At 71.7% G+C, this 22,806-nt stretch carries 17 protein-coding genes; 6 read left to right on the forward strand and 11 right to left on the reverse strand.

Annotation, left to right across the window (positions count from 1 at the left end):
- The first annotated feature begins 1 nt into the window (after position 1).
- From AB0M80_RS21065 to AB0M80_RS21075, 3 genes are all read left to right on the forward strand, one after another.
- Entirely contained in the window at positions 2-988 is a 987-nt protein-coding gene (locus AB0M80_RS21065) for a zinc ribbon domain-containing protein (RefSeq protein WP_364567199.1), read from the forward strand.
- Positions 989-1,017: 29 nt separating this feature from the next.
- Positions 1,018-5,037: a VWA domain-containing protein gene (locus tag AB0M80_RS21070; RefSeq protein ID WP_364567202.1), complete on the forward strand. Its 4,020-nt coding sequence runs from the start codon at positions 1,018-1,020 to the stop codon at positions 5,035-5,037.
- A 101-nt stretch (positions 5,038-5,138) separates the two neighbouring features.
- Positions 5,139-6,449 carry a hypothetical protein gene (locus AB0M80_RS21075; protein ID WP_364567205.1) on the forward strand — a complete coding sequence of 437 codons (1,311 nt, stop codon included), beginning with the start codon at positions 5,139-5,141 and terminating at the stop codon, positions 6,447-6,449.
- A 5-nt stretch (positions 6,450-6,454) separates the two neighbouring features.
- On the opposite strand, the gene AB0M80_RS21080 is transcribed toward AB0M80_RS21075, so the two are convergent.
- The 6 genes from AB0M80_RS21080 to AB0M80_RS21105 all read right to left on the reverse strand — a co-directional run bounded on the left by AB0M80_RS21080 (position 6,455) and on the right by AB0M80_RS21105 (position 10,820).
- Entirely contained in the window at positions 6,455-7,081 is a 627-nt protein-coding gene (locus AB0M80_RS21080) for a response regulator transcription factor (RefSeq protein WP_364567208.1), read from the reverse strand.
- A 105-nt stretch (positions 7,082-7,186) separates the two neighbouring features.
- Positions 7,187-7,837, reverse strand: a complete 651-nt coding sequence (locus AB0M80_RS21085) for a response regulator transcription factor (protein WP_364567211.1) — start codon at positions 7,835-7,837, stop codon at positions 7,187-7,189.
- Between the two features lie 4 nt (positions 7,838-7,841).
- Entirely contained in the window at positions 7,842-8,519 is a 678-nt protein-coding gene (locus AB0M80_RS21090) for a sensor histidine kinase (protein WP_364567214.1), read from the reverse strand.
- 362 nt (positions 8,520-8,881) lie between these two features.
- Positions 8,882-9,253 carry a putative quinol monooxygenase gene (locus AB0M80_RS21095; protein WP_364567217.1) on the reverse strand — a complete coding sequence of 124 codons (372 nt, stop codon included), beginning with the start codon at positions 9,251-9,253 and terminating at the stop codon, positions 8,882-8,884.
- Positions 9,250-10,005, reverse strand: coding sequence for an MBL fold metallo-hydrolase (locus AB0M80_RS21100; protein WP_364567220.1), 756 nt, complete (start codon positions 10,003-10,005; stop codon positions 9,250-9,252). Before AB0M80_RS21100 ends, AB0M80_RS21095 begins: the two co-directional genes overlap by 4 nt.
- A 29-nt stretch (positions 10,006-10,034) precedes the next feature.
- Entirely contained in the window at positions 10,035-10,820 is a 786-nt protein-coding gene (locus AB0M80_RS21105; protein WP_364567222.1) for an alpha/beta hydrolase, read from the reverse strand.
- Between the two features lie 93 nt (positions 10,821-10,913).
- Here AB0M80_RS21105 and AB0M80_RS21110 point away from each other — a divergent pair, with 93 nt between their 5' ends.
- Positions 10,914-11,342: a MarR family winged helix-turn-helix transcriptional regulator gene (locus AB0M80_RS21110; RefSeq protein ID WP_364567225.1), complete on the forward strand. Its 429-nt coding sequence runs from the start codon at positions 10,914-10,916 to the stop codon at positions 11,340-11,342.
- On the opposite strand, the gene AB0M80_RS21115 is transcribed toward AB0M80_RS21110, so the two are convergent.
- Positions 11,336-12,295, reverse strand: a complete 960-nt coding sequence (locus AB0M80_RS21115) for an SMP-30/gluconolactonase/LRE family protein (protein WP_364567227.1) — start codon at positions 12,293-12,295, stop codon at positions 11,336-11,338. The genes AB0M80_RS21110 and AB0M80_RS21115 overlap by 7 nt on opposite strands.
- A gap of 287 nt (positions 12,296-12,582) precedes the next feature.
- Between AB0M80_RS21115 and AB0M80_RS21120 the strand changes: the two genes are divergently transcribed.
- On the forward strand, positions 12,583-13,179 hold the full coding sequence (locus AB0M80_RS21120) for a hypothetical protein (RefSeq protein WP_364567230.1): 597 nt from the start codon (positions 12,583-12,585) through the stop codon (positions 13,177-13,179).
- Between the two features lie 128 nt (positions 13,180-13,307).
- On the opposite strand, the gene AB0M80_RS21125 is transcribed toward AB0M80_RS21120, so the two are convergent.
- From AB0M80_RS21125 to AB0M80_RS21140, 4 genes are all read right to left on the reverse strand, one after another.
- Positions 13,308-14,093, reverse strand: a complete 786-nt coding sequence (locus tag AB0M80_RS21125; RefSeq protein WP_364567233.1) for a hypothetical protein — start codon at positions 14,091-14,093, stop codon at positions 13,308-13,310.
- Between the two features lie 86 nt (positions 14,094-14,179).
- Positions 14,180-17,617: a hypothetical protein gene (locus AB0M80_RS21130; protein ID WP_364567236.1), complete on the reverse strand. Its 3,438-nt coding sequence runs from the start codon at positions 17,615-17,617 to the stop codon at positions 14,180-14,182.
- Between the two features lie 95 nt (positions 17,618-17,712).
- Positions 17,713-17,871 (reverse strand): hypothetical protein, encoded by a 159-nt coding sequence (locus AB0M80_RS21135; protein WP_364567239.1) that lies wholly within the window; start codon positions 17,869-17,871, stop codon positions 17,713-17,715.
- 54 nt (positions 17,872-17,925) lie between these two features.
- Positions 17,926-19,518: an AMP-binding protein gene (locus AB0M80_RS21140; protein WP_364567242.1), complete on the reverse strand. Its 1,593-nt coding sequence runs from the start codon at positions 19,516-19,518 to the stop codon at positions 17,926-17,928.
- 196 nt (positions 19,519-19,714) lie between these two features.
- On the opposite strand from AB0M80_RS21140, the gene AB0M80_RS21145 reads away from it, so the two are divergent.
- The gene (locus AB0M80_RS21145) at positions 19,715-22,798 is read left to right on the forward strand and encodes an amidohydrolase family protein (RefSeq protein WP_364567245.1); all 3,084 of its coding nucleotides are present in this window, start codon (positions 19,715-19,717) and stop codon (positions 22,796-22,798) included.
- Positions 22,799-22,806: the final 8 nt, after the last annotated feature.

Here is a 22,806-nt window from a genome sequence, read left to right on the forward strand (position 1 = left end):
GATGGTCGTTTACACGGAGTGCGGGCACCAGGGGCCCGCCGACGTCGAGTTCTGCGGCGAATGCGGCCGGTACCTGAAGTGGGACGACGACGGACCGGTCGCCGTCCGGGCACAGCCGGCGGTCCAGCAGCAGCAGCAGCAGGTCGTGCAGCCCGCCGAGCCGCTCGCGCCGGTCCGGCAACCGGTGCAGCAGACCGTCGAGGAGCAGGTCCTCAACCCCGGCGACCTGATCTGCGGCCGGTGCGGCAAGGGCAACGCGTCCACCCGGAACTTCTGCAGCCGCTGCGGCGCGTCGCTGGCGGAGTCCGAGGTCGTCAAGACGTCGTGGTGGCGCCGGCTGCTCGGCCGCAAGCCGAAGGAGCACAAGGCGGGGGCGCGACCGGGCCAGGACGGCGTCCGCCGCCGGACCGGGCGGGCCGGGGCCGCGCGCCGGACCGCCGGCAAGATGATCCGCCGGGTGATCGCCGTGGCGCTGGTGCTCTCGGCGCTGGTCTACGCGTTGTACCAGCCGTTCCGCGGCGCGATCAACACGGCGGCGACCGGGCTGTGGAGCCAGGTCACCGGCATCTTCGAGGCCAAGCTGAACCCGGTCCACCCGGTCGAGGTGACCGCCACCGCGCAGACCACCGGGCACGCGGCGCCGCTGGTCACCGACAACGCGAAGAACACGTTCTGGGCGGCTCCGACCGACGCCGAACCCGCGCTGGTGTTCACCTTCGACCACCCGGCGGACCTGCGGAAGGCGATCGTCCACTCCGGCGACGCGGCGAACTTCCAGGCCGAGCACCGGCCGCAGAAGCTGCACCTGGTGTTCTCCACCGGCAAGACCTACGACGTGGTGCTGGCCGACACGCCGGACGCCCAGGAAGTCCCGATCGAAAACAGCGCGGGCGCGACCAGCGTCGAGCTGCACGTGGTCGGGCTGCACCGCTCGCTCAACGGCACGGACCTCGCGATCTCCGAGATCGAGCTGTTCGAGGCCGGCTGAGACACCGAACAGCTTGGGGAGGACCGACCATGCGCGCTAACCGAGCGGTGGCGGGCATCGCGGTCGTCGCGTTGCTCGGCGGCTGGGCGATCGGCGGAGCGTTCTCGCCGACCGCGGCGCAGGCGCCCGCACCGGTGACGGCGCCGTACCGCGTCGGGTACGTCAGCGAGGCCACCACCGGCCTGTTCGAGGCGACCGGGGAAGGCGCCGAGGCGGCGCTCCCGGGCGGCCTCGGGAGCGTCGACTCCGACGCGTCCGCGGGCACCGGAGGCATCGTGTGGGTGAGCCACCGCGCCGCTTCCGCCGGTGGTGCCGAGCGTGACGGCGAGCTCTTCGCCCTCCGTGACGACGCCAAGACACCGGTGCAGCTGACCGACGACGACACCGTCGACACCCATCCGGCGCTGTCCCCGGACGGCCGTTCGGTCGCGTTCGCCTCGGAACGCACCGGCAGCAGGAAGCTCTTCGTGATCGGCGTGGACGGCCGCGGCCTGCGGCAGGTGACGTCCGGCCCGGCCGCCGACGACTCGCCGAGCTGGTCGCCCGACGGCACCCGCCTGGCGTTCAGCAGCACCCGCGACGACCCCGCCGGGGACATCTACACCGTCCCGGTCGCCGGCGGGGCGCCGGCGCGCCTGACCGCCGACCCGGCCGCCGACACCCAGCCCGCGTGGGGGCCGGCGCGGATCGCGTTCACCACGACCCGCTTCCGGCCGGCCGGCGACGTGGTGCTGACGGCCGAAACCGGGGGCGCGGTCACCCGCGCGGTGCCCGGCCCCGGGGACTCGTCCGAGCCCGCGTGGTCGGCGGACGGTGCCCGGCTGGCGTTCACCACGCACGCGCAGGACCCGCTCGGCGACGTCGTGCAGATCGACGGCCGCGGCGTCTCGATCATCTCGGCGTTGCCCGGCACCGGCGAGACGGAGCCGACGTTCCGTGCGGGCGGCCGGGCGGTGTTCACCGAACTGCGCCCGGGCGGCACCACCGACGTCTGGAGCGCCGACGCGACCGGCGGCGACCGCCGGGACATCACGAACCGTCCGGGCGCCGACGAGTTCGATCCCGCCTTCTCCGCCGACGGCGCCCAGCTCGCGTACACCCAGGCCGGGACCGGCAGGTCCCCGGACAGCGAGATCTTCGTGGCGAACGCCGACGGCAGCGCCCCTCGCGCGCTGACCGGTGTCGCGAAGAACAAGCGCCAGCAGCACCCGGCGTGGTCGCCGGACGCCACGATGATCGCGTTCACCGATTCCGCCGTCCGCAACGAAAGCCGCGTCGACACCGTGCGGATCGCGCGCGTCGCCGACGGCCGGATCATCGGCGAAATCCCGATCCCGCCCTACCTGCGCGGCCGCGACTCGCAGCCGGTGTGGTCGGCCGACGGCACGAAGATCACGCTGACCAGGGCCGCCTCCCGGGCCGCGCCGCCCGGACCGTCCAGAGTGGACCCGGCCGTGGTGGACATCCCGGTCGGGCAGGGCACTTCCGGCTCGGTCGCCAAGACGGTGCAGACGGACAAGGTCCCGGCCAAGCCCGACATCGTGCTGCTGATGGACCAGACCAGCTCCATGGGCAAGGCGCTGGGTGACATGCAGAAGAACCTGACCGAGGTCATGGGCACGATCACCACGCAGCAGCCACTGGCGCAGTTCGCCGCGGCGGCCTTCGGCGACCGCGACGACCCGGCCGACACCGACAACCCCGCCGGCCGCCTGTTCCAGGTGCAGCAGGACCTCACGAAGGACCCGGCCGAGATCACGAAGGCCTTCACGAAGATCACGCCCTCCGGCGGTATCGACACCCCGGAGGACTGGATCTACGCCCTGGACCGCGTCGCCACCGGAGCCATCGGTTTCCGGCCGGACAGCAGCAAGATCATCGTGCTGGTCGGCGACGCGCCCAGCCACGACCCGAGCGGGAACCACGAGGACCACACGAAGGGTGTCACGCTCGCCGGCGCGATCAAGACTCTGAAGGACAAGGGCATCCGGGTCGTCGCCGTGTCCGCCGCGGGCGGTGGCGGTGGCCTGGACAACAGCCCGGACCACCAGGCGACCCAGGTGGTCAACGCGACCGACGGTGTCCTGGCGAACTCGGCACCGGACCGGATCAGTGCCGCGATCACCAAGGCCATCGGCGACCTGTCGGTGAAGGTGCTGCCGGTGCCCTACTGCGACACGGGGCTGACTGTGACGTTCAGCCCCGAGGGGGCGCAGCAGGTACCCGGCGGGACCGAGGCGCACTTCGCCGAAACGGCCACGGTTTCCCCGGCCGCGCCGATCGGTTCGGTCCTGCACTGCCGGGTGGACTTCCGCCTGGACGGCGAGCCCACCGCGCGGCCCGGCTACACCGAGGACATCACCGTGCGGGTCAAGGATCCCCGGCTGCCGCTGATCACCGTGCACGACAAGACCGTGACCGGGACCGCGCCGACGGTGGTCGAATACCCGGCGACCGCGATCGACTCCGATTTCGAAACGCCGATCACGCCGTTGTGCACCCCGTCGTCCGGCAGCCTGTTCCCGGTCGGCGCCACCACCGTGACGTGCACGGCGACCGGGCGGGGCGGCACCGCCACCGAGACCGCCGTCATGGCGGTCGACCCGGGTGGGGAGTTCCGGCAGGAGCTGTGGCAGGTCTCGCTGGCCACGGGGCCGGACAGCGTCGTCGCGGGGATCCAGCGGGACCTCTCGCCGTCGTTCGGTACGCCGTGCGGTACCGGCAGGCAGGGCTCGGCGGACGTTTCACCGGACGGCGCCGCGCTCGCGTTCCGGAACGACGACCGGCAGATCTGCGTGGCGCCCGCCGACGGCGGGCCGGGGCGGGTGCTGGTGCAGGACGCCGGATCCGTGGACCACCCGGCCTGGTCGCCGGACGGCACGCTGGTCGCCTTCGACAGCACGCCCGGTGAATCCCGGCCGGGTATCCGGATCGTGCCCGCGGCCGGGGGCACGCCCGTGGTTCTGATCGACGGACCGGGCGGCGCCGCGCAACCGGCGTTCCAGCGGATCGCGGACGTCGGGGTGACCGCCACCGCCGTCCCGGCCGCGATCCCCTTCGGCGGGTTGACGACGTTCGAGTTCGTCGTCACCAACCACGGCGTCGCCGCCTCGGCCGCGGCCGGGCTGTTCGTCCGGCTCACGGCCGGGCTGCGGCCGCAAGCGCCCATCACCACCGTGGGCACGTGCACGCCGGACCTGGTCTGCGCCTTCGGCGCGCTCGCACCCGGTGGCCAGGCGCGGGTGCGGTTCAGCGCCGCCGGCGTGGCGGCCGGGCCGCAGGCCGCGACCGGAACGGTCACCACGGCCGGCCAGGACGCCGACGCGCGGGACAACTCCGCCACGGCGGTCGTCACCGTCGCCGAGAAGCCGCTGCCCCCGATCACGCAGGGATCGTTGTCGGTGGGGCTGGCGGTCTCGGCGGTACCGCTGTTCGTCGGCGGGGACGACGTCGTGCTGACCTTCCTGGTGCACAACGGTTCCGGCGCCCCGATGCCGGACGTCCGCCTGGTCACCCAGCTGCCGCCGCAGCTGCCCGTGACGTCGGTGCCACCGGGGTGCGCGCCGGGCGGCGGCCGGTGCGCGCTCGGGACGCTGGCGCCCGGTCAGACCGTCGAGACCCGGATCTCGCTGGCGGCCAGGGCGGCGGCGGACGCACCGGTGTCCGGCACGGTCGGCACGACCGGACCGGACACCGACGCCGGGGACAACACGGCGAGTGCGCGCGTGGTGATCCGCTTGCCGGTGGTGACGGTCGATCCGGGCGTCGGCCCGCTGGGCTTCGTCCCGCGCGTGACGGGGACGGACTTCCCGCCGGGCGCGACGGTCCGGCTGGCCTGGTCGGCCGGCATCTCGGCGACACCGGGCCTGGTCACCGTGGGCGTGGACGGGAAGTTCGAGGCGCAGTTCCTGATCTTCCACCACGACCTGATCGGCCCGCGCACGCTGTCGGCGACGTCCGTGAGCGGACCGAAGTTCGGCACGGCCCGGTCGAACCCGATCCTGGTGGTCCTGCGCACGGAACAACCCCCGTTCATCAGCCGCGGCTGAGCCTCGGCCGGAACCGCTGCCCGTACGGGCAACCACCGGCGCACGGCCGCACACCCGTCCGTTGGTGCCGGACCCGCGGCCGGGGGCGGAGACTTCCGGGCATGGGAGCAACGGCGACGCTGTCCGAGGCCGGCCTGGTCGCGGAACCGGGCCAGGAGACGAGCTGCTCGGTGACCATCCGGAACGCCGGGCAGGTCGTCGACCAGTTCACGGTCGACGTGGTGGGTGACGCGAGCGGCTGGGCCACCGCGGAACCGGCGACGATCAACCTCATGCCGGGGGAGACGGGGTCGGTCACCGTGCGGTTCGCGCCGCCGCGGACCTCCGACGTCCCCGCCGGGACGATCCCGTTCGGGGTCCGGGTGTTCTCGAGCGAGGACCCCGCCGGCTCGGTCGTCGAGGAGGGCACCGTCGAACTGGGCGCCTTCACCGAGGTGACCGCCGAATTGGTGCCGGCGAAGGTCGAGGGCAGTTCCAAGGCCGACTTCGAGGTCGCCGTCGACAACCGCGGCAACCGGCCGGTGGCGGTAGAGCTGAGCCCGCTCGACCCGGAGGACGAGCTGGACTTCCGGCTCGAGCGCGACCGCGCCGACCTGGCGCCGGGCACGGCCGCGTTCGTGCGGATGCGCACCCGGCCGCGGAAGCGGTTCCTGCGCGGGCAACCCGTCCGGCACCGCTTCCAGGTGTTCGTCGTCGCCGAGGGCGCCGAACCGCTCAAGACCGAAGGCACCATGGTGCAGCGGCAGCTGCTGCCGAAGTGGCTGCTGCCCGCGCTCGTCGCGCTGCTCGTCCTCCTGCTCGCCCTCGTCACGCTGTGGTTCACCGTGCTGCGGCCCGCGGTGAAATCGGCCGCCCGCGAGGCCGCCCAGGAGCAGAACCAGGAGATCGTGAAGGCCGCGCAGGACGCCGGCACCGGAGCTGATCAGGCGAAGAAGAACGCCGACCAGGCCAAGCAGAATTCCGAGCAGGCGATGAAGGCCGTCGGCCTGACCCCGCCGGGCGACGCGCCCGGTCCCGGGGCCACGCCCACCCGGGCCGCCAACGCCGGCGCCGACGGGACGCCGACGGACTTCCGGGTGGCCGCGGACGCGAAGATCGACTCGAACGTCAACCGGTTCGCCGAGTTCCCCTACACCATGCCGGACGCGGACAAGACGCTGGTGATCACCGACCTGATCCTGCAGAACCCGCGCGGGGACACCGGAACCCTGCGGCTGCTGCGGGATTCCGGTGGCACCAAGAGCGTCCTGCTGGAGGTCGGCCTCTCGAACTTCCGCGACCTCGACCACCACTGGCTGCAGGCCTGGCGGTTCCAGCCGGGGGACAAGATCGTGCTCGCGGTCAGCTGCCAGAACCCGGGGGATCGCGGCCGCTGCACCCCGTCGGTCTCCTTCTCCGGCCGGGTCGAGTGACCGTGCTAAATCAGCCCTTCACGCATGGCGAACGCGACGGCGTGGGCGCGGTTGCGGAGCTGGAAGCGGTTGGTGATGTCGTGCAGGATCGACTTCACCGTCCGCTCGGAATAGCTCAGCTGGTCGGCGATCTCCCTGGTCTCGAACCCGTCGGCGACCAGCCGCAGCACCCGGGTTTCCCGCTGCGACATCCCGGCGAGGTCCCACCCGTTCGGGTGCAGCACGTCCCGTTGCAACCGGGACACCCGGGACAGCAGGCGGCCCAGCAGGTCGGGCGGCAGCGCGCCTTCGCCGACGGCCGCGGCCTTGACGAGCCGCACCAGGGTGTCCGGGGTGGCGTCGGCCCGGCGGATGATCGCCGACACCCCGTCGCCCACGACGTCGAGCAGCTCCGAGTCCTCCACCTCCCCGGCCACCAGGACGACGCCCGCGTGGCCGGCGCACTGGAGGCTGCGCAGCAGCTGCCGGGCCTGTTCGTTCAGCCGCTCCACGATGACCAGCACCACGGCCGGCTCGCCGGAGTCCTCGTCGGCGAAGCGGATTTCCGGGCGTGACCGCAACGCGGCGGTGACGCCCGCGTGGGTGATGGTGTCGGTGGCGTGCAGCAGTACCGGAACCTGGTCGGTGATCATCGGCGAAGCCCTCCCTCGAGCGACATCGGTTCGCTCCACCCCCAAGGATCGTGGTGCGGGCGCTCACCGAACAGGGACATGGAGTCCCGATATGTCCCGCTTTTGCTACTCCGATCGGGCAATGCCGGCCTCTTTGGCCTTGGCGATGGCCTGGGTGCGGTCGGTGACCCGGAGTTTGCGGAAGATGTGGGACACGTGGTTGCGCACGGTCTTCTGGCTCAGCACCAGCTCCTCGGCGATCGACGCGTTGCCCATGCCCCGGGCGATGAGCAGCATGATCTCCTTCTCGCGCAGGGTGAGCCGCGGGAACGACTCGTCGCGCGGGGTCGCCGTGCCCAGCAGGGACAGCACCCGGGTGGCGATCGCCGGGCTGAAGATGGCCTCGCCGTCGCCGATCACCCGGACCGCGCGGATGATCTGCTCGTTGCGCGCCCCCTTGAGCAGGTAGCCGCGGGCGCCGGCGCGCATGGCGGCGAACACCGCGGCTTCGTTCTCGAACATGGTCAGCATGAGCACGCCGGTGTGGGGGCTCGCGTTCACGATCCGCCGCGTCGCCTCGACGCCGTCGAGGCCGGGCAGGTTCAGGTCCATCAGGACGACGTCGGGTTCCAGCCGGCCCGCGTCGGCGACCGCGGTCAGGCCGTCGGCCGCCTCGCCGGCGACCTCCACGCCCTCGGTGGCGTCGAGCATCGCGCGCAGCGCCGCCCGGAAGACGGGGTGGTCGTCCACCACGAGGACGCGCAGGGCGCCGAACATCGCCTCACTTCCCCGCGGCGAGCGGCAGCCAGGCGGCGATCCGCGTGCCGCCGGAGGAAACCGGCTCGATCCGGCAGCCGCCGCCGAGGTCGCCGGCGCGTTCCCGCATCGAACGCAGCCCGGTCCCGCCCACCGCGGGCAGCGCCTCGGCGTCGGTGCCGACCCCGTCGTCGACGATCTCCACGTGCAGATCGCCGTCCAGCGGCCAGAGGTGGACGGTGCATTCCCGGGCCCCGGAGTGGCGGGCGACGTTCACCAGCGCTTCGCGGATGATCCGGTACGCGGTGACCTCGACCTCCGCCGACAATGGCGGCAGCTCGCCGCGGACCTCGACCTCGACGCGCAGCGGCCCGTGTTCGGCGGGCACCCGTCCGGTGAGCGTGGCGGCGTACCGGCGCACGGCCAGCACGAGCCCGGCGTGGTCGAGCGCCGGGGGCCGCGCGTCGGCCACGATGCGACGCAGATCGGTGATCGCGCCGTAGAGCTCGTCTTCGAGCCGGGCCAGGAGGTGCTCGGTGCCCGCCCGGTCCCGGCCGATCAGGTCCCGGGCGGCGCGCAGCCCGAGCACCGCGGCGGTGAGCGTGGGGCCGAGTCCGTCGTGCAGGTCGTTGAGCACCCGTTTGAGCCGGTCTTCGTACCCCGCGGGACGAACGAAGTCGGCGACGACGAATGTCCGGCGCATCTTCTCCCCGTCCGCCAGAAATGGCCCGGCCCCCCAGCGCGAACCGGGGGACCAGTTCTCGTGCGGGTGGCCCAGCCGGCTGCTCCGTTTCGCGTAGCGGGATGGTCACCCGCTGTACTAGTCGCCGCACCCGGCTCGGACGTTTCACCCGGGGCCACCGGCCCGGGTCACGGTCCGGTCTCGATGTGGAGCGGGTCGTAACGGTGCAGCTCGGAGCCATGATCCGAGCCCGGAGAGTAGCCAAGAACGATTCATGAACTGCACCGCGAACCGGTGGAAATTCGACAGCGGCCCGTCGGTGACCGACCGGGACGTCGCACGGCGGACGGAGCAGGCGCGCTGTCGTTCCCGGTTCGGTGTCGTCAGGTCGATGCGCCGGACACGGGCGCGGGCAGCTCGGCGAGCTGGGTCACCGCGCCCGCATCCGCCGTGCTGTGCCGGGCCAGTTCGGTGAAGAACTGTGCCACGTGGCCGGTCGCGAGGTGGGCCCGGAACGCGGCGGTGTCGGCGTAGATCTCGTAGAGGTGGAAGGTCCCGGGGTGCGCGAGGTCCCGGAACGACCGGAATTCCCGGCAGCCGGGCTCGCGCCGCACGGCGGCGGTGAGCGCCGTGATGGCGGCGGCGAGCTGGTCCTCGTGGCCGGGGACGGCCCGGACGACGGCCACCATCGGCCGTTCGCCGGGCGGGAGATCGTCGCCGACCTCGGGCATGAACCGCCGGTCGCCGGCGCTCACGGGACCACGACCACCGTTCCGGGCAGAGCCAGGCGGACGGGGATCTCCGGGGCGATCCGGGCGACCGCGTCGGCGTAGTGGCGCGGGTCCTGGTCGCCCTTGGTGATCATCCGGTCGCCCAGCCGGCCGCTGTGGAAGGCGTAGTGGTGCGGCACGGCCAAGGCCGGCTTGAGCGCGGCGGTCAGCCCGGCCGCGTCCTCGGCGTCCATGACGACCTGCTCGAGGTGCATCGGCCGGATGCACAGGCCGTTCGTCGGCAGGATGGCCAGGTCGACGGGCCCGAACCGGTCCGGGATGGTGTCCAGTTCCGGAACCCGCAACGAGTCGCCGCCGAAGAAGACGGTGCGGCCGCCCGCCTGGATGACGAAGGTGACTTCGTGAACGCCGTGCTTGCCCGGCGTCGCCGTGACGGTGAGCTCGCCGACCGTCGCGGCTTCCCACGCTTCGACGACGCGGACGTCGCGGAAGCCCTTGTCCCGGGCGATGTCCGCGACCGTGCCGGGCCCGATCAACGGGGTGCCGAGGTCGAAACCGCCGGTGACGAGGGCGTCGAGGTCGCAGTGGTCGTAGTGCTCGTGGCTGACCACGACCGCGTCGACCCGGCCGAGGGCGCCGACGGTCGAGGTGACCGGCTCACCCTGGTAGTAGGTCGCGGCCTGGGTGAACCACGGGTCGGTCAGGACGCGGATCCCGCCGATTTCGATCAGCTGACAGGCGTGCCCGATCCGGGTCACGCTCAACGAAGTGCGCATGCTGGTTCTCCTGGTGGGGGACGGGAAGGTCAGTTGCCGAGGTCGAGCAGCGCGCCCAGAAGCTCCTCGGGCGTCTCGACCTGCGGCAGGTGACCGGTGCGGGGGAGCAGGGTGAACGTCGACAGCGGGATCGCGGCGGCGTAGGCCTTCCCGTAGCCCGGGCCGGCGATGCCGTCGCTTTCGCCCCAGACCACGTGCACGGGGAGTTCGAGCTCGCCGAGCCGCTCGGCGAGCGTCGGGTCGGCCATGGCCGGGCCGGTGTAGCCGATCAGGGCGCGCACGTCCGGGCTCGGTCCGGTGCCGCCGCCCGGCGGGACGGGAGCCTTGGCCGGGTCGTGGAAGGAGAGCGCCCGGATCTCCGCGGGGGACATGCCGCTGATGTCGGTCAGCGGGTGCCCGTCGACCTCGATGCCGATTCCGTCGACGATCACCGCGCCGCTGACCCGCGGGCTCTTCTGCAGGGCGATCTCGGCGGCCAGCCAGCCCCCGAAGGAGTTGCCGACGACCGTGACGTCCGTGAGGTCGAGCCGCTCCAGCAGGTCGACGTACAACCGGGCCAGTTCGGCGACGCCGGTCAGGCTCTCGGCCTTCGGCGTGCCGCCGAAGCCCGGGTGCGTGGGCAGCAGCACCCGGGCGTGGGTGCGTTCGGCGAGCAGGTCGGCGAACCCGGTCATCGTCGCGACCCCGCCGCCGCCGTGCAGGAGCAGGAAGGGGCGGGTGCGGTCGCGGTCCTGGACGGTCACCTCGGCCGGGCCGAGGGTGTGGGTTTCGGTGCGGGTGGGCCGGAGCGAGCCGGCCGCGGGGAGCGTCGTCATGGGTTCCTTCTCGGGTTCGAAGCGCGTACCTAAGGAACCTTATATAAGGTTGTTTAGATAAGCAAGCTGACTCCGATGGGATAGGGTGATCGCATGAAGTACCGCCCCGGCGATGTCTCCTTGGCCGTCAAGCGCCTGCAGCACCGGCACCACCGGGCGTTGAGCCGGGCGCTGGCACCGCTGGGGCTTTCGCTCGTGCAGTGGGACACCCTGCGCCACCTGCACCGCCGGCCGGACGCATCGCTGCACGAGCTGGCGGTGCTGACCTTCCAGACCGACCAGTCCTTCGGCTCGCTCGCGACCCGGATGGCGGAGCGCGGGCTGATCGAACGCGTCCCGGGACCGGGCCGGGCCGTGCGGCACCGGCTCACCGAGGAAGGCGCGCGGCTGCGCGCCGAGGGCCAGGACCTCGCGGACGCCGTCGTCGAGTCCTCGTTCCGCGACCTGTCGGAGGCGCAGCTCGATCAGCTGGGCGAGCTGCTGGACCGCGCCTTGGGTCCCGACCCGACCGCCGTTCAGTAGGGATTGCCGGGCACGTTCAGGTGCGCCTGGTAGAGGCCGAACCCGCCGCCGGAAACACCGGAGGTGAGGTAGAGGGTCCGCCCGTCCGGTCCGCCGAACGCCGCGTTGGTGGTGTTGCGACCGGCGGAAATGGTCCCCAGCTGCGCCCCCGACGGGGAGAAGACGTGGACGAGCCCCTCGTCGTAGGAAGCCCAGTACAGGTTGCCCGCGCAGTCGATGGTCGCGCCGTCGGGCGTCCGCATGCTCGCGAACGTCGTGCGGTTGCCGGCGCTGCCGTCGGCGAAGACGGTGTACTTCATGATCGCGTTGGCGCCGGTGGCCCCCACGTAGAGCGTCTTGCCATCGGGCGACAGGACGACGCCGTTCGGTTCCCGCACTGTGTCGTCCACGAGGCTGACCACGCCGTCGCGGACGCGGAAGACGCCGGTCCGGCCGCCTTGCTCGTCGGCGCGGTTCCCGCGCTGGTAGTCGGGATCGGAGAAGTAGGTGGTGCCGTCCTGGCCGATCGTCAGGTCGTTCGGGGAGTTGAACGCACGGCCGAGGTAGCCGGCCGCGACGGTCGTCCGGCTGCGGTCGGTCAGGCGGTAGGCGGAGACGGTGCGGTTGTCGTGGGTGGCGGCGAGCACCCGCGTGCCGTCGGCGGTGATCGCCAGGCCGTTGCTGCCGGAGTCGGCGATGAACGTCTCGAAGGTGGCCGGCGGCGTGTACCGGAGCACGGCCGATGGTTGCACGGCCTGTGGGCCGGCGGCGTTCTGCATGTGCGACAGCAGCAGGGTGCCCGTTCGCTGGTCCCAGGTGGGTCCTTCGAGGAAGTTGAACCCGCCCCGGATGAGCTGGGACGCCACGGCCGGGGCTGGCAACGGCGAGCCGTAGGTCGCTCCCGGGGTGCACGGTGAGGCCGTGGTGGCGCCGGACGCCGCGGGCGCCAGCACGCCCGCGATGACGGGTGCCACCGCCGCCAGTGTCCACATGCGACGGTGACGCGGTGTCCTGCGGTGAGCCATGGTGACTCCCTCTCGGTGATCGGGAAGGTCAGCGTGGCTTGGGAGCGCTCCCAAGCCACGGTAACGCAAGCCCTTCGCCACCGACAAGACCACCGGCGGAAGGGCAGCCGCCGGCGCCGGAAGATGGCCGAAGAGGCAGACTTGCCCGGGGTCGGTTGACGCGGCCGGTCATCGGCACCAAGATCCAGCCGATGAAGCTCGGAGCCGGAACACCGGCTGTGCCACGAAGAGTTCCGGTGACCGGTAGCACGATCGTCCCCACGCGGCCGGTGACGCGGTGGTTCCTCCCGCTGGTACCGCCGATGATTCTGCTCGCAGCGGCGTGTGGTCCGGTCCGCGTGGCCGGGTCGGCGAGCCCGGCCGCGGTCGGCCCGGCCACCTCGGCGGCGAGCGTCACGGCCCCGTCGTCGCCGGCTCAGCCCGCTTCCGGTGCCGAGACGCCCGGGGCCGCCGTCGAGCGGTGGGTCACCCAGATCCTGGAAGAGCGGTACACCGAGGCGTGCCTGTCCGGTGCTCCGCTGCTGCCCGCCGGCCAAGACGCCGAGGCCCTGTGCCAGAGCCCCGCAGCCCTGGCGAGCGCCAAGTCGCTGCACGAGGCTTGGGCGAAGCCGGGCGTCGAACTGCCCCCGGGGGCAAAGGTCGAGGTGGCCACCGTGCCGGCGACGGGCGACAAGGTCACGGTCCCGGACACGGCGGTCGAGCTCGACGGCCGTACCCTGCGCGATCTCGAACTCATCGGTGCCACCGGGGACACCGGCTCGTTCAGTCTCAGCCTCAAGGTGGAGAAACACGCCGGAGCTTGGTACGTCACGGGTTTCGACCTCAAGGCGTGACCCGGAGGCTCAGACCTCGCCCGCCGCCGGGGGCTCGAGCGGGGCCGGGTCGTGCTCCACCCGGCCGGTGGTGCGCCACGAGCAGCGACGGCATCCTCGGCTCGCCCAGGCGCATCCCGACGCGGAACCTACCCCCTTCCCACGATGTCCGTCGCGCGTGCGATGAGGTCGCGCCGGGCCGCCAAGGCCCTGGGCAGGCGGTCCCCGAGCCGCGCGATCGCTCGCCGCTGGTAGGCGGAGTCCACGGCGTGCCAGATGCCCACGTAGTCGACGCGGCGAGCGCAGGTGGCGTCGAGCTTCGCCATCGCCCGTTGTTGCTCGGCCGGCGCCGTTCCGACCGACTTCGCCGCGTCCCAACGGTGGCCGAAGACGTGGCCGGCCTCCCGCATGCACTCGATCCAGGACGTCTCGGCGGCGCGAGCGCGACTGTCGGCGAGGGTTTGCGTCCAAGCCTCTCTGAGCACCTCGTCGACCAGCGGCAGGAGCCGGTCGTCGTCGCCGTGCAGCCGCTGCCAGGCCTCTTGCGCGCAACCACCCGCCGGGACCGGTGCGCCGTCGGCCGCCCGCACGGTGGCCGGCTCGCCGGCGGGGGTTCGTCCCGTGACGACCTCGTACTCGCGTCCGGAAGGGCGCCACTGCCCGGCGCCGTCGGCTTTCTTGCTCGGACGCGCATAGCCCGATCGGGCTGCTTCGTCCACGTCGACCACGCCGTAGCGGCGGTCCGCGCCGTCGAGGATGCCCGGCTGCTCCACGGAGCGGACGGTGTAGTGCACCCCGAAGCGCCGGGCGCAGGTTTCGGTGAGAGCGAGGGCGGCCCGTCCGACCACCTCGTCTTCCCGGGCGGACGGCACGTACTCGGCGATCGGCAGGTGCAGCTGGGCGCCGTTCCCGATCGCGGCTATGGGGTGGGGCAAGGCGGGCTCACCCGTCTCCTGCGCCGCGCATCCGGCGGAAAGGGCGATTGCGGCCGCCACGGCGGCGACCGCAATCGACCTCATCCTCAACTGAGCGCGAAGGACGACGCCTGGTCGTTCCAGTTCGGGCCGACGTACACGCCGGCCGACCCACCGTCGATCCAGCCGGTCTGCGTGTCGCCGGTGTTCGCGCCGCCGTTCTGGTACAGCTTCGTGTCGCAGGAGTTGTAGTCGTAGACCCGCGAGATGGCGTCGTTCCAGCCGGACGGCACGACCCCGACGGCGTTGTCGCGGTCCGAGGTCGTCGACGTGCACGGTGAACTGCCGTAGACCCGGATCCAGTTGCCCGAGCCATCGGCGTTCTCGGTCAGGGTGGCACGGTGGACGTTTCCGTACTGCAGCCCGAGGTTGTAGTTCGCCGTCGGGGTGTCCGCGTGGGCCGCCGGGCTCAGCAGGGCCAGCAGGCCGGCCGTGACCGCGCCGACCGAAACAAAGCGCTTCAACAAGGTTCCTCCTCGATGGGTTCGTCTCGGCCAGGTGTAGTGCGGAGCGTTTGTCCGGTGCCAGGGCCGGACCGCCGGACAAACAACCTCCGGACAATCCGGCCTCGCTGACCTGCGCGAACTCCGCAGCTCGGGGATCAAGGCTCGTTGAGGTACACCGCCCGTTCCTGCGGTGTGAAGTCTCTGGTGATGCGCTTCTCGGCCATGCTCAGTGCTTCGTCGATGGGTACGCACGGCTCGCATCGGGCGATGCGAGCCGTCCCGTCGCCGTGCCCCGTCACGGCTGAATTCGACCGGCGCGACTCGTCCGCTGTGCCCGCGGAGCACGATCGGGTCCCCCGGGGCGGTGACGTCCCAGAAGCGGATGGTGCCGTCCGAGCCCGCGCTGGCCAGCCGGGAGGGCGCGTCCGGGTCGTACGCCACGTCCCAGACCACGCCGCGGTGGCCCCGCAGAGTCAGCGGATCGACGGCGCTGTCCACGCTCCAGATCCGGATCACCCCGTCCTGGCCTCCGCTGGCCACGTTCCGGCCGTCCGGGCTGAACGCCAGGGTCTCCACGGTGCCGTCGTGCCCCCGCAGGACGAGGGGATCGCGCTGTCCCAGGTCCTTCCAGACCTTGACCGTGCCGTCGTCGCTCGCGGTGGCCAGCCGGCCGTCCCGGCTGACCGCCACCCGTTTCACGGTGCTGTCGTGGGCTGGGATCACCACGTCTTGACGCGTGTTCGCCGGGTTCCAGACGCGGACAGTCCCGTCCTCGCCGCCGGTGACCAGCCGCCCGTCGGTACCGAAGGTGACGCTCGAGACCGCGCCCTGGTGACCGCGGAACACGGCGGTCTCGCGACCGGTGTGCGCGTCCCAGAGCCGTGCAGTGCCGTCGTCGCCGGCGCTCGCCAGGTGGTTCCCGGCGGTGTCGAAGACGACACCGCGAACGGCTCCCCGGTGTCCCCGCAGGAGCAGTTCTTCCCCCTTGACGAGCTGACGGATCCGGATCACGCCGTCTTCCCCGACGCTCGCCAGCCGGCTGCCGTCCGGGGCGAAGGCCAGCTTGGCGGCCTCGCGCTGGTGGCCGGGCATCGCCGCGGGGCCGCCCGGCGCCACGCTCGTGCCGGCGCGCTCCCACAACCGCACGGTGCCGTCGGTGCCGGCGCTGACCACGTGCCCCCGATCCGGGCTGAAGGCCACGCTGTAGACCTCGCGCTGCCCGGCGGGCACCGTGGCCAGGACCCGCGAGTCGAGGCTGGCCTGACGGAGCGCCGCTTCGGCCTCTTCGGTCGGCCTGATGCGGTACGCCTGCCTGGCGAGCAGCAGGGCGAGCTCGGGGTCGAGCGTCAGCTGAGTTCGGGCGTTGGCGACCAGCTGCCGGGAGAACGCCAGATCCCGCTCGCTGCTCGCCCGACCGGCGGACACCAGCGCCAGCACGGCGAGCAAACCCACCACCACGACGATGACGCCGGCCCCGATCAGCGTCCGCCGGGTGCGGCGGCGAGTCGAGGCGAGCTCGTGAGCGCGCCGCCGCCGGCTCGCCTCGAGGAAAACCCGCTCCGCATCGTTGAGCCGGCCGAGATCGCGGTCCTCCCACGCCGTGAGCCGGGACCTTCGGTAGAGGAACTCCACGTCCCGCCCGCTGCGCTCCCACTCGGCCGCGGCGTCGGTGAGGCGCCGCTGGGCGAGCAGCAGTTCCCGATCCTCGTCGATCCAGGTGCGGAGGGTGGGCCAGTTCCGGATCAGCGCTTCGTGCGCGATCTCCACCGTGTGCTCGCCCACCGTCAGGAGCCGGGCCCGCACCAGCTCGTCGAGCACCGCGGCCGTGTGGGGGCCGGCGTCGAACTCGGCGGCCGAGACCCGCCTTCTGCTGTCCTCGGTGTCTTCGCCGAGGGCGATCAGCCGCAACAGGATTTGCCTGGCCGCCTGCTGCTGGTCTTCGCTGAGGGCGTGATAGGCCTGGTCGGCGGTTTGGGCGATGGCGCCACGGACCCCGCCGCTGGCCAGGTAGCCGGACAGGGTGAGCGCGTTGCCGCGCCGGCGGCGCCACGTTTCCAGCATCGCGTGCGAAACCAGCGGCAGGGACCCCGGTTGCCCGGCGGCATCCGCGAGGACGGCCGTGGTCAGCGCCTTCTCCACGACCAGCCCCCGACGCGCGGCGGGCTGGGTGATCGCCTTGGTCAGCTCCTCGGACGTCATCGGCCCCACGAGCAGCTCGGCGTCCTGGAGAGCGGCGACGAGGTCGAGGTGTTCGGCACAACGGGCGTAGAAATCCGCCCGGACGCCGAGCACGACCCGGGTCCGGCTACCGCGCTGGCGGACCGCGGTCAGGAGCGCGGCGATGAACCGATCGCGTTCCTGACCGTCGTCACAGAGGGTAAAGGCTTCCTCGAACTGGTCGACGATGAAGACGACTTCGGCTTCCGGCGGCCGGTCGAGGAGTGCGCGGTCCACGGCGCGGCCCAGGCTCGACGGATCCTCGGCCAGTTCGGCCACCAGGGCACCGGGGGCGGAGTCCGACAGCGAGGCCAACCGGATCGCGCATTCGGGCAAGGGGCGGGCGCCGGGGGTGAGCAAGACGGGCTGCCACATTCCCGCGGCGTGCAGAGCGGGTATCAGCCCGGCGCGCAAGAGCGACGACTTGCCGCTGCCCGAGGCTCCGACCACGGCGAGGAATCGCCGGGACGTCAGCCGGGTCACCAACTCGTCGACCAACCGCTCCCGCCCGAAAAACCGGTCGGCGGTTTCCGGCTGGAAAGCGGCCAGCCCCGGATAGGGGGCCTGCTCCTCTCCGCCGGAAAGGGGCGGCGGGGGCGCCGTTTCGGCGGCCACCGCGCGCCACCTGGCCTCCCACTCGACCGGATCGCCCCCGCAGGCGGTGACGTAGGCCAACGCCACCTCCAGCGAGGGCAGCCGGTCACCCTTGGCCGCGTCCGCCAAGGTCGTCACCGAGTAATGCGCCTGGTGAGCCAGTCGCCGGTACGGGGGCCGCCCGGCCTTCTCCCGCAGCTGACGCAGCTCCCACGCGAAGAGCTGCACCGGCCCGGCCAGTGGATCCAGCGGCTGTTCAGGCCGACCTGCGCCTATCTTCCGTTCCCTCCCCGTCGGCGGATTGATTGTCCGCCTCCCCGAAATCAAACAGGCCGGATTTTAGCAGGGGATGGCGAAAGTGTTGAAATATCGACAATGTCGCATAAATCAGCAGAGGTGGCCACGGCGGCAATGGTGCCACCTTTGCTCATGCGGTTTCGGTCATTCGACCAATATGCCGCCGGAAACCAAGAAGCGGTCATTTCACCCAGCTTCCCTGGAAAGGCAGCGTGACGGCCGGGGGCGGAGGGCGCGGTTCAGCTGCCGTAGTTCACCTGGTCGCGGAGTACGTGCTTCTTGATCTTCCCGGAACCGGTCAACGGGAATTCGGTGACGAACCGCCAGATCCGGGGTGTCTTGTGCGGCGCGAGGTTCTCGCGTACATGGGCGAAGAGTTCCGCTTCGCCGATGGTCTCGCCCGGCATGAGCCGGATGAAAGCCGCGACTTGTTCTCCCCATTCGGGGTCGGGGACCCCGACGACCGCGACCTCGTGCACGCCCGGATGGCCGAGGAGGACGTTTTCGATCTCGCGGGGGTAGATGTTCTCGCCACCGCGGATGATCATCTCCTTGACCCGTCCCTCGATGCGGAGGTACCCGTGGTCGTCCATGGTGGCGAGGTCACCGGTGTGCAGCCAGCCCGCCGGGTCGATGACCTCGACCGTCTGGTCGGGCCGGTCGAAATAGCCGCTCATCACGTGGTAGCCGCGGGTGCACACCTCGCCGATCTCGCCGCGGGCCAGCACGTCGCCGGTGGCGGGATCGGTGATCTTGACCGCGCAGCCGGGCAACGGCTTTCCGAGCGTTTCCGCCCGGTTTTCGGGACTGTCGTCGAGCCGGGTCATGGTGATTCCGGGTGAGGCTTCGGTCTGTGCGTAGATGATGCTCATCGGCACGCCCAGCGCGGCCTCGACGCGCCTGACCAGCTCGGGCGGGACCGTTGCGCCGCCGGCGAGGGCGTAGCGGACGGAGGAGAAGTCGGTTCCGGTGAACCGCGGGTGGCTGAGCAGGGCCAGCAGCATGGTGGGGACCCCGCCGAACACCGTGCCGCGTTCGGCTTCGATCAGCTCGAGCTGCAACCCGGGGTCGAACCACGGCAGCAGGACGTGGGTGCCCAGCGAGGCGATCGGCGCCAGGGTGGCCAGCACGCAGCCGGCGGTGTGGAACAGCGGCATCGGGTTGACGAAGGCTTCGCCGGCCTGCATCTCCAGTGTCCGCACGTAGGACAGGCGCGCGTTGTTGGTGATGCCGCGGTGGTGCAGGACTGCGCCTTTGGGGGTGCCGGTCGTGCCGGAGGTGTACTGGATCTGCGCCGGATCGTCCGGGCGCACCTCCGGGAGCACCTCGGTGGGGGATCCGGATTCGCGAAACGCCGGCCAGTCCTCGAACAGCACCGTCTCCCGCAGGTGCGGGAGGCCGGGACGCACCTGGGCGAGCGTCTCCGCCATCGGGTGGCCGCGATAGTCCGCCACCAGGAAGATCCCGGCCGCCTGCGACTGGCTCAGGACGTGCCGGAGTTCCTCGGCGCGCAGAGCGGGATTCACCGTGACCAGGGTCGTCCCGGCGAGGGCGGCCGCCATCTCCAGCACCACCCATTCGGGAATGTTGTTGGCCCACACCGCCACCCGCTCGCCCGGCCGGAACCGGCCGAGCAGTGCCCGAGCCGCTTCTTCGGCTTCGGCCAGCAGGTCCGAGTACGTCCAGCGGCGCCGTGCCCGGGGGTCGGGAACGCCTTCGACCAGCGCGGGCGCGGAGGGGCCTCGTTCCGCGGCGTCGCGGAGGAGGGAACCGATGGTCAGTTCGCGGACCGAGTCCGCGTCCTCCGCGGGTGCGTAGGCCAGGTCCGGCATGGAAGCCTCTCCTCGGATCGGTGGACGCGGCCGCGACCGGTCGCCACAAGCCAGGCTGTGGTGAGTCGTCGTTGATCTCGCAACGGTTACAGCCTCGGTGCGGAGGACGATCTCAGGTCGCCGAGTCAAGACTCCCGTTCTCGCCTGATCCGCGGATAATCACCGACAGGGGGAAACCACTGGGAGGAAGACACGGATGAGCGCCGAACTCACGCGCAGGAACCTGCTCATCGGCACCGGGGCGGTCGCGGCCGGTCTCGTGGGTACCGAAGCGGCGTACGCAGACCCAGCTGCGGAAGGGGGACACGAGCCCTCGATGGAGACCACGCTTCGCGAGGGCACGAACATCAGCGTCGCCGTCTCGCCGGACGGCGGGCTCGTCGCCTTCGACCTGCTGACCACCATCTGGGTCGTGCCGATCGCGGGAGGGAAGGCACGCAGGATCACCGATGACTTCGCCGACGCGACGTTGCCGCAGTTCTCGCCCGATGGACGGCGGCTGGTGTTCCAGTCGTACCGCGACGGGAACTACCACCTGTGGAGCATCGGGGTCGACGGAACCGGCGTCCGGCAGCACACGAAAGGCCCGTTCGACCACCGCGAGCCGCGGTTCTCACCCGATGGCACGGCGATCGTCTTCGCCTCCGACCGCGGCGGCAGCTACGGCGTGCACCGGCTGACGGTGGCGTCCGGCGAGCTCACCAAGCTCAGCGACACGCCTGCCGAGGAGGCTGTGCCTGTCTGGTCGCCGGACGGCAAGCGGGTGGCGTACACGGTCGACGACGTGGCCATCGACGTGCTGGAACCGGCTTCCGGCGTGGTCGTCAGGGCGGTCACCGCGCCGGCGGGCGCGAAGCTGTACGGCCCGTCGTTCGCTCCGGACGGCAAGCTCGCGTACGTCCGGCTGACCGGCGCCAAGCCGGAGCTCGTCGTCGGCGACCAGGTCGTCACCGGGGACGAAGACGTGTTCGCCTTCCCTGCCGGCTGGCTCTCGGCCGACGAGCTGCTCTACACCGCGGACGGCCGCATCCGGCGGCGCAAGCTCGGCGGCACGCCGCCGGTCGACGTCGGTTTCACCGCCACCGTGCCGTTCGTGGCCAGGCGTAAGTACCGCCGGACGGTCCGCGATCTCGACGACCACCGCGAGCGGCAGGCGCAGGGCATCGCGTCGCCGGTCGTCTCCCGTGACGGCACGCAGGTCGCCTTCCGAGCGCTGAACGCGTTGTGGCTGCTCCAGCTCGGCGAGCGGAAGCCGCGCAGGCTGCTGGCCGACGGCTATTTCCACTCGGATCCCGACTTCTCGCCGGATGGCAAGACGCTGGTCTACTCCTCCGACAAGGCGGGCGACGCCGACCTGTGGCTGCTCGACCTCGCCACCGGCGGGACGATCCGGCTCACCGGCCTGCCCGGCGCGCAGCTGACACCGCGATTCTCGCCGGACGGCGCCCGGATCGCGTACCAGGACCACGACGGCGCCACCTGGGTCGTCGACGTCGCGGGCGGCGCGCCGAAGCAGGTCGCGCCCACGCTGTTCATGCCGGGCAGGCCCACCTGGTCCCCGGACGGCAATACGCTCGCGCTCGCAGCGGTGAAGCCGTACTCGAGGCGCTATCGCGAGGGCACGAGCCAGATCCTGCTCGTGAACCTTCGCACGGGCACGCTGCAGTACAGCGAACCGATGCCGCATGCGTCGCTGTCCACCCGGGGTGACGACGGGCCGATCTGGTCGCCGGACGGCAAATACCTGGCGTTCGTCGTCGAGTCCACGGCGTGGATCGTCCCGGTCGACGCCATCGGGACGTTCACCGGGCAGCCGCGGCAGATCACCCACGAGGTGACCGACTCACTCGCCTGGGTCGGGTCGAACTCGTTGCTGTACCTGAGCAACGGTGTGCTGCGAACCCAGCCGATCGCCGGTGGGCCGCCCGCCACGGTGCCGGTCGACCTGCGCTGGAAGCGGCCGGTCGTCCAGGAGAAACTCGTGGTCCGCGCGGGTGCGCTCTGGGACGGCAAGGCGAAGGAACTGCGGCGCAACGTCGAGATCGTCGTCGACGGCGACCGCGTTCTCGGTGTCGTGCCCGCCGGTCCCGGGCCGGTCTCGATCGATGCGTCCACGCGCACGGTCATGCCCGGTCTCATCGACGCGCACGTCCACTGGCACCTGCGCGGCCGCCAGTGGGGAGCCAGGCAGGGCAGGCTCTGGCTCGCGTACGGCATCACGTCCACCAGGTCACCGGGCGACCCGGCGTACCAGATGGTGGAGACCAGGGAGGCGCTCGATTCCGGCGCGCTCACCGGGCCGCGGTATTTCGCCACCGGCGAGGCGATCGACGGTTCGCGCGTCTACTACAACTTCATGCGCCCGAACCGCTCGATCTCCTTGCTGGACAAGGAGTTCGAGCGCGCGCGGAAGCTGCGGTACGACCTGGTCAAGACCTACGTGCGATTCCCGAACGAGTACCAGGCCGCCGCCGTCGTGGCCGCGCACCGCGCCGGGTTGCCGCTGACCTCGCACTACCTGTACCCGGCGGTGGCGTTCGGCATGGACGGGATGGAGCACTACGGCGCCACCAACCGGCTCGGCTACTCGCACACCTGCTCACGGACCGGCCGCACGTACAGCGATGTGGTCGCGCTGTTCACCGGGTCGGACATGGGGGTGTCGACGACGCTGTTCAACTCCAGCGTGCTGTACGCCGACGACCGTTCGCTGGTCACCGACCGGCGCACCCGGGTACTGAATCCGTCGTGGGAGTACGAACGGCTGGTGCAGAAGGCCGACGACGTGCGGTTGCCCGCGGCCGACCCGCAGCGCGCGCAGCTCAAGGGCCAGGTCGAGATGATGCTCCGCATCCAGCGTGGCGGCGGCGTGGTGCTGGCGGGCACCGATGCCCCGCTCGACAACATCGCGATCTCCTTGCACGTCAACATGCGTGCCATGGTCCGCCACGGCTTCACCCCGTACGAAGCGCTGACGGCGGCCACCGCCAACCCGGCACGCTGGCTGGGCTTGGAGGGCACGATCGGCGTGATCGCGCCGCGCGCGAAGGCGGACTTGGTGATCGTGGACGGTGACCCGCTCACCGACATCGCCGCCGCCGCTGCGGTGCGCGGCGTCGTCCTCGGCGGGCAGCCACACACGGTCGACGAGCTGCTGGCGCCGTACGACCACCCGGCAGCGGCCACTGCGCGGATCGTCCGAAATGGACAGGAAACGCGGTTCGCCGACGAGTGGTGGCACCGCCCGGAGTGGACGGATCACGCCTGTTGCGGGGACTGACGGCGGCG

It is taken from the genome of Amycolatopsis sp. NPDC051045 (assembly GCF_040682955.1).
Taxonomy (GTDB): Bacteria; Actinomycetota; Actinomycetes; order Mycobacteriales; family Pseudonocardiaceae; genus Amycolatopsis.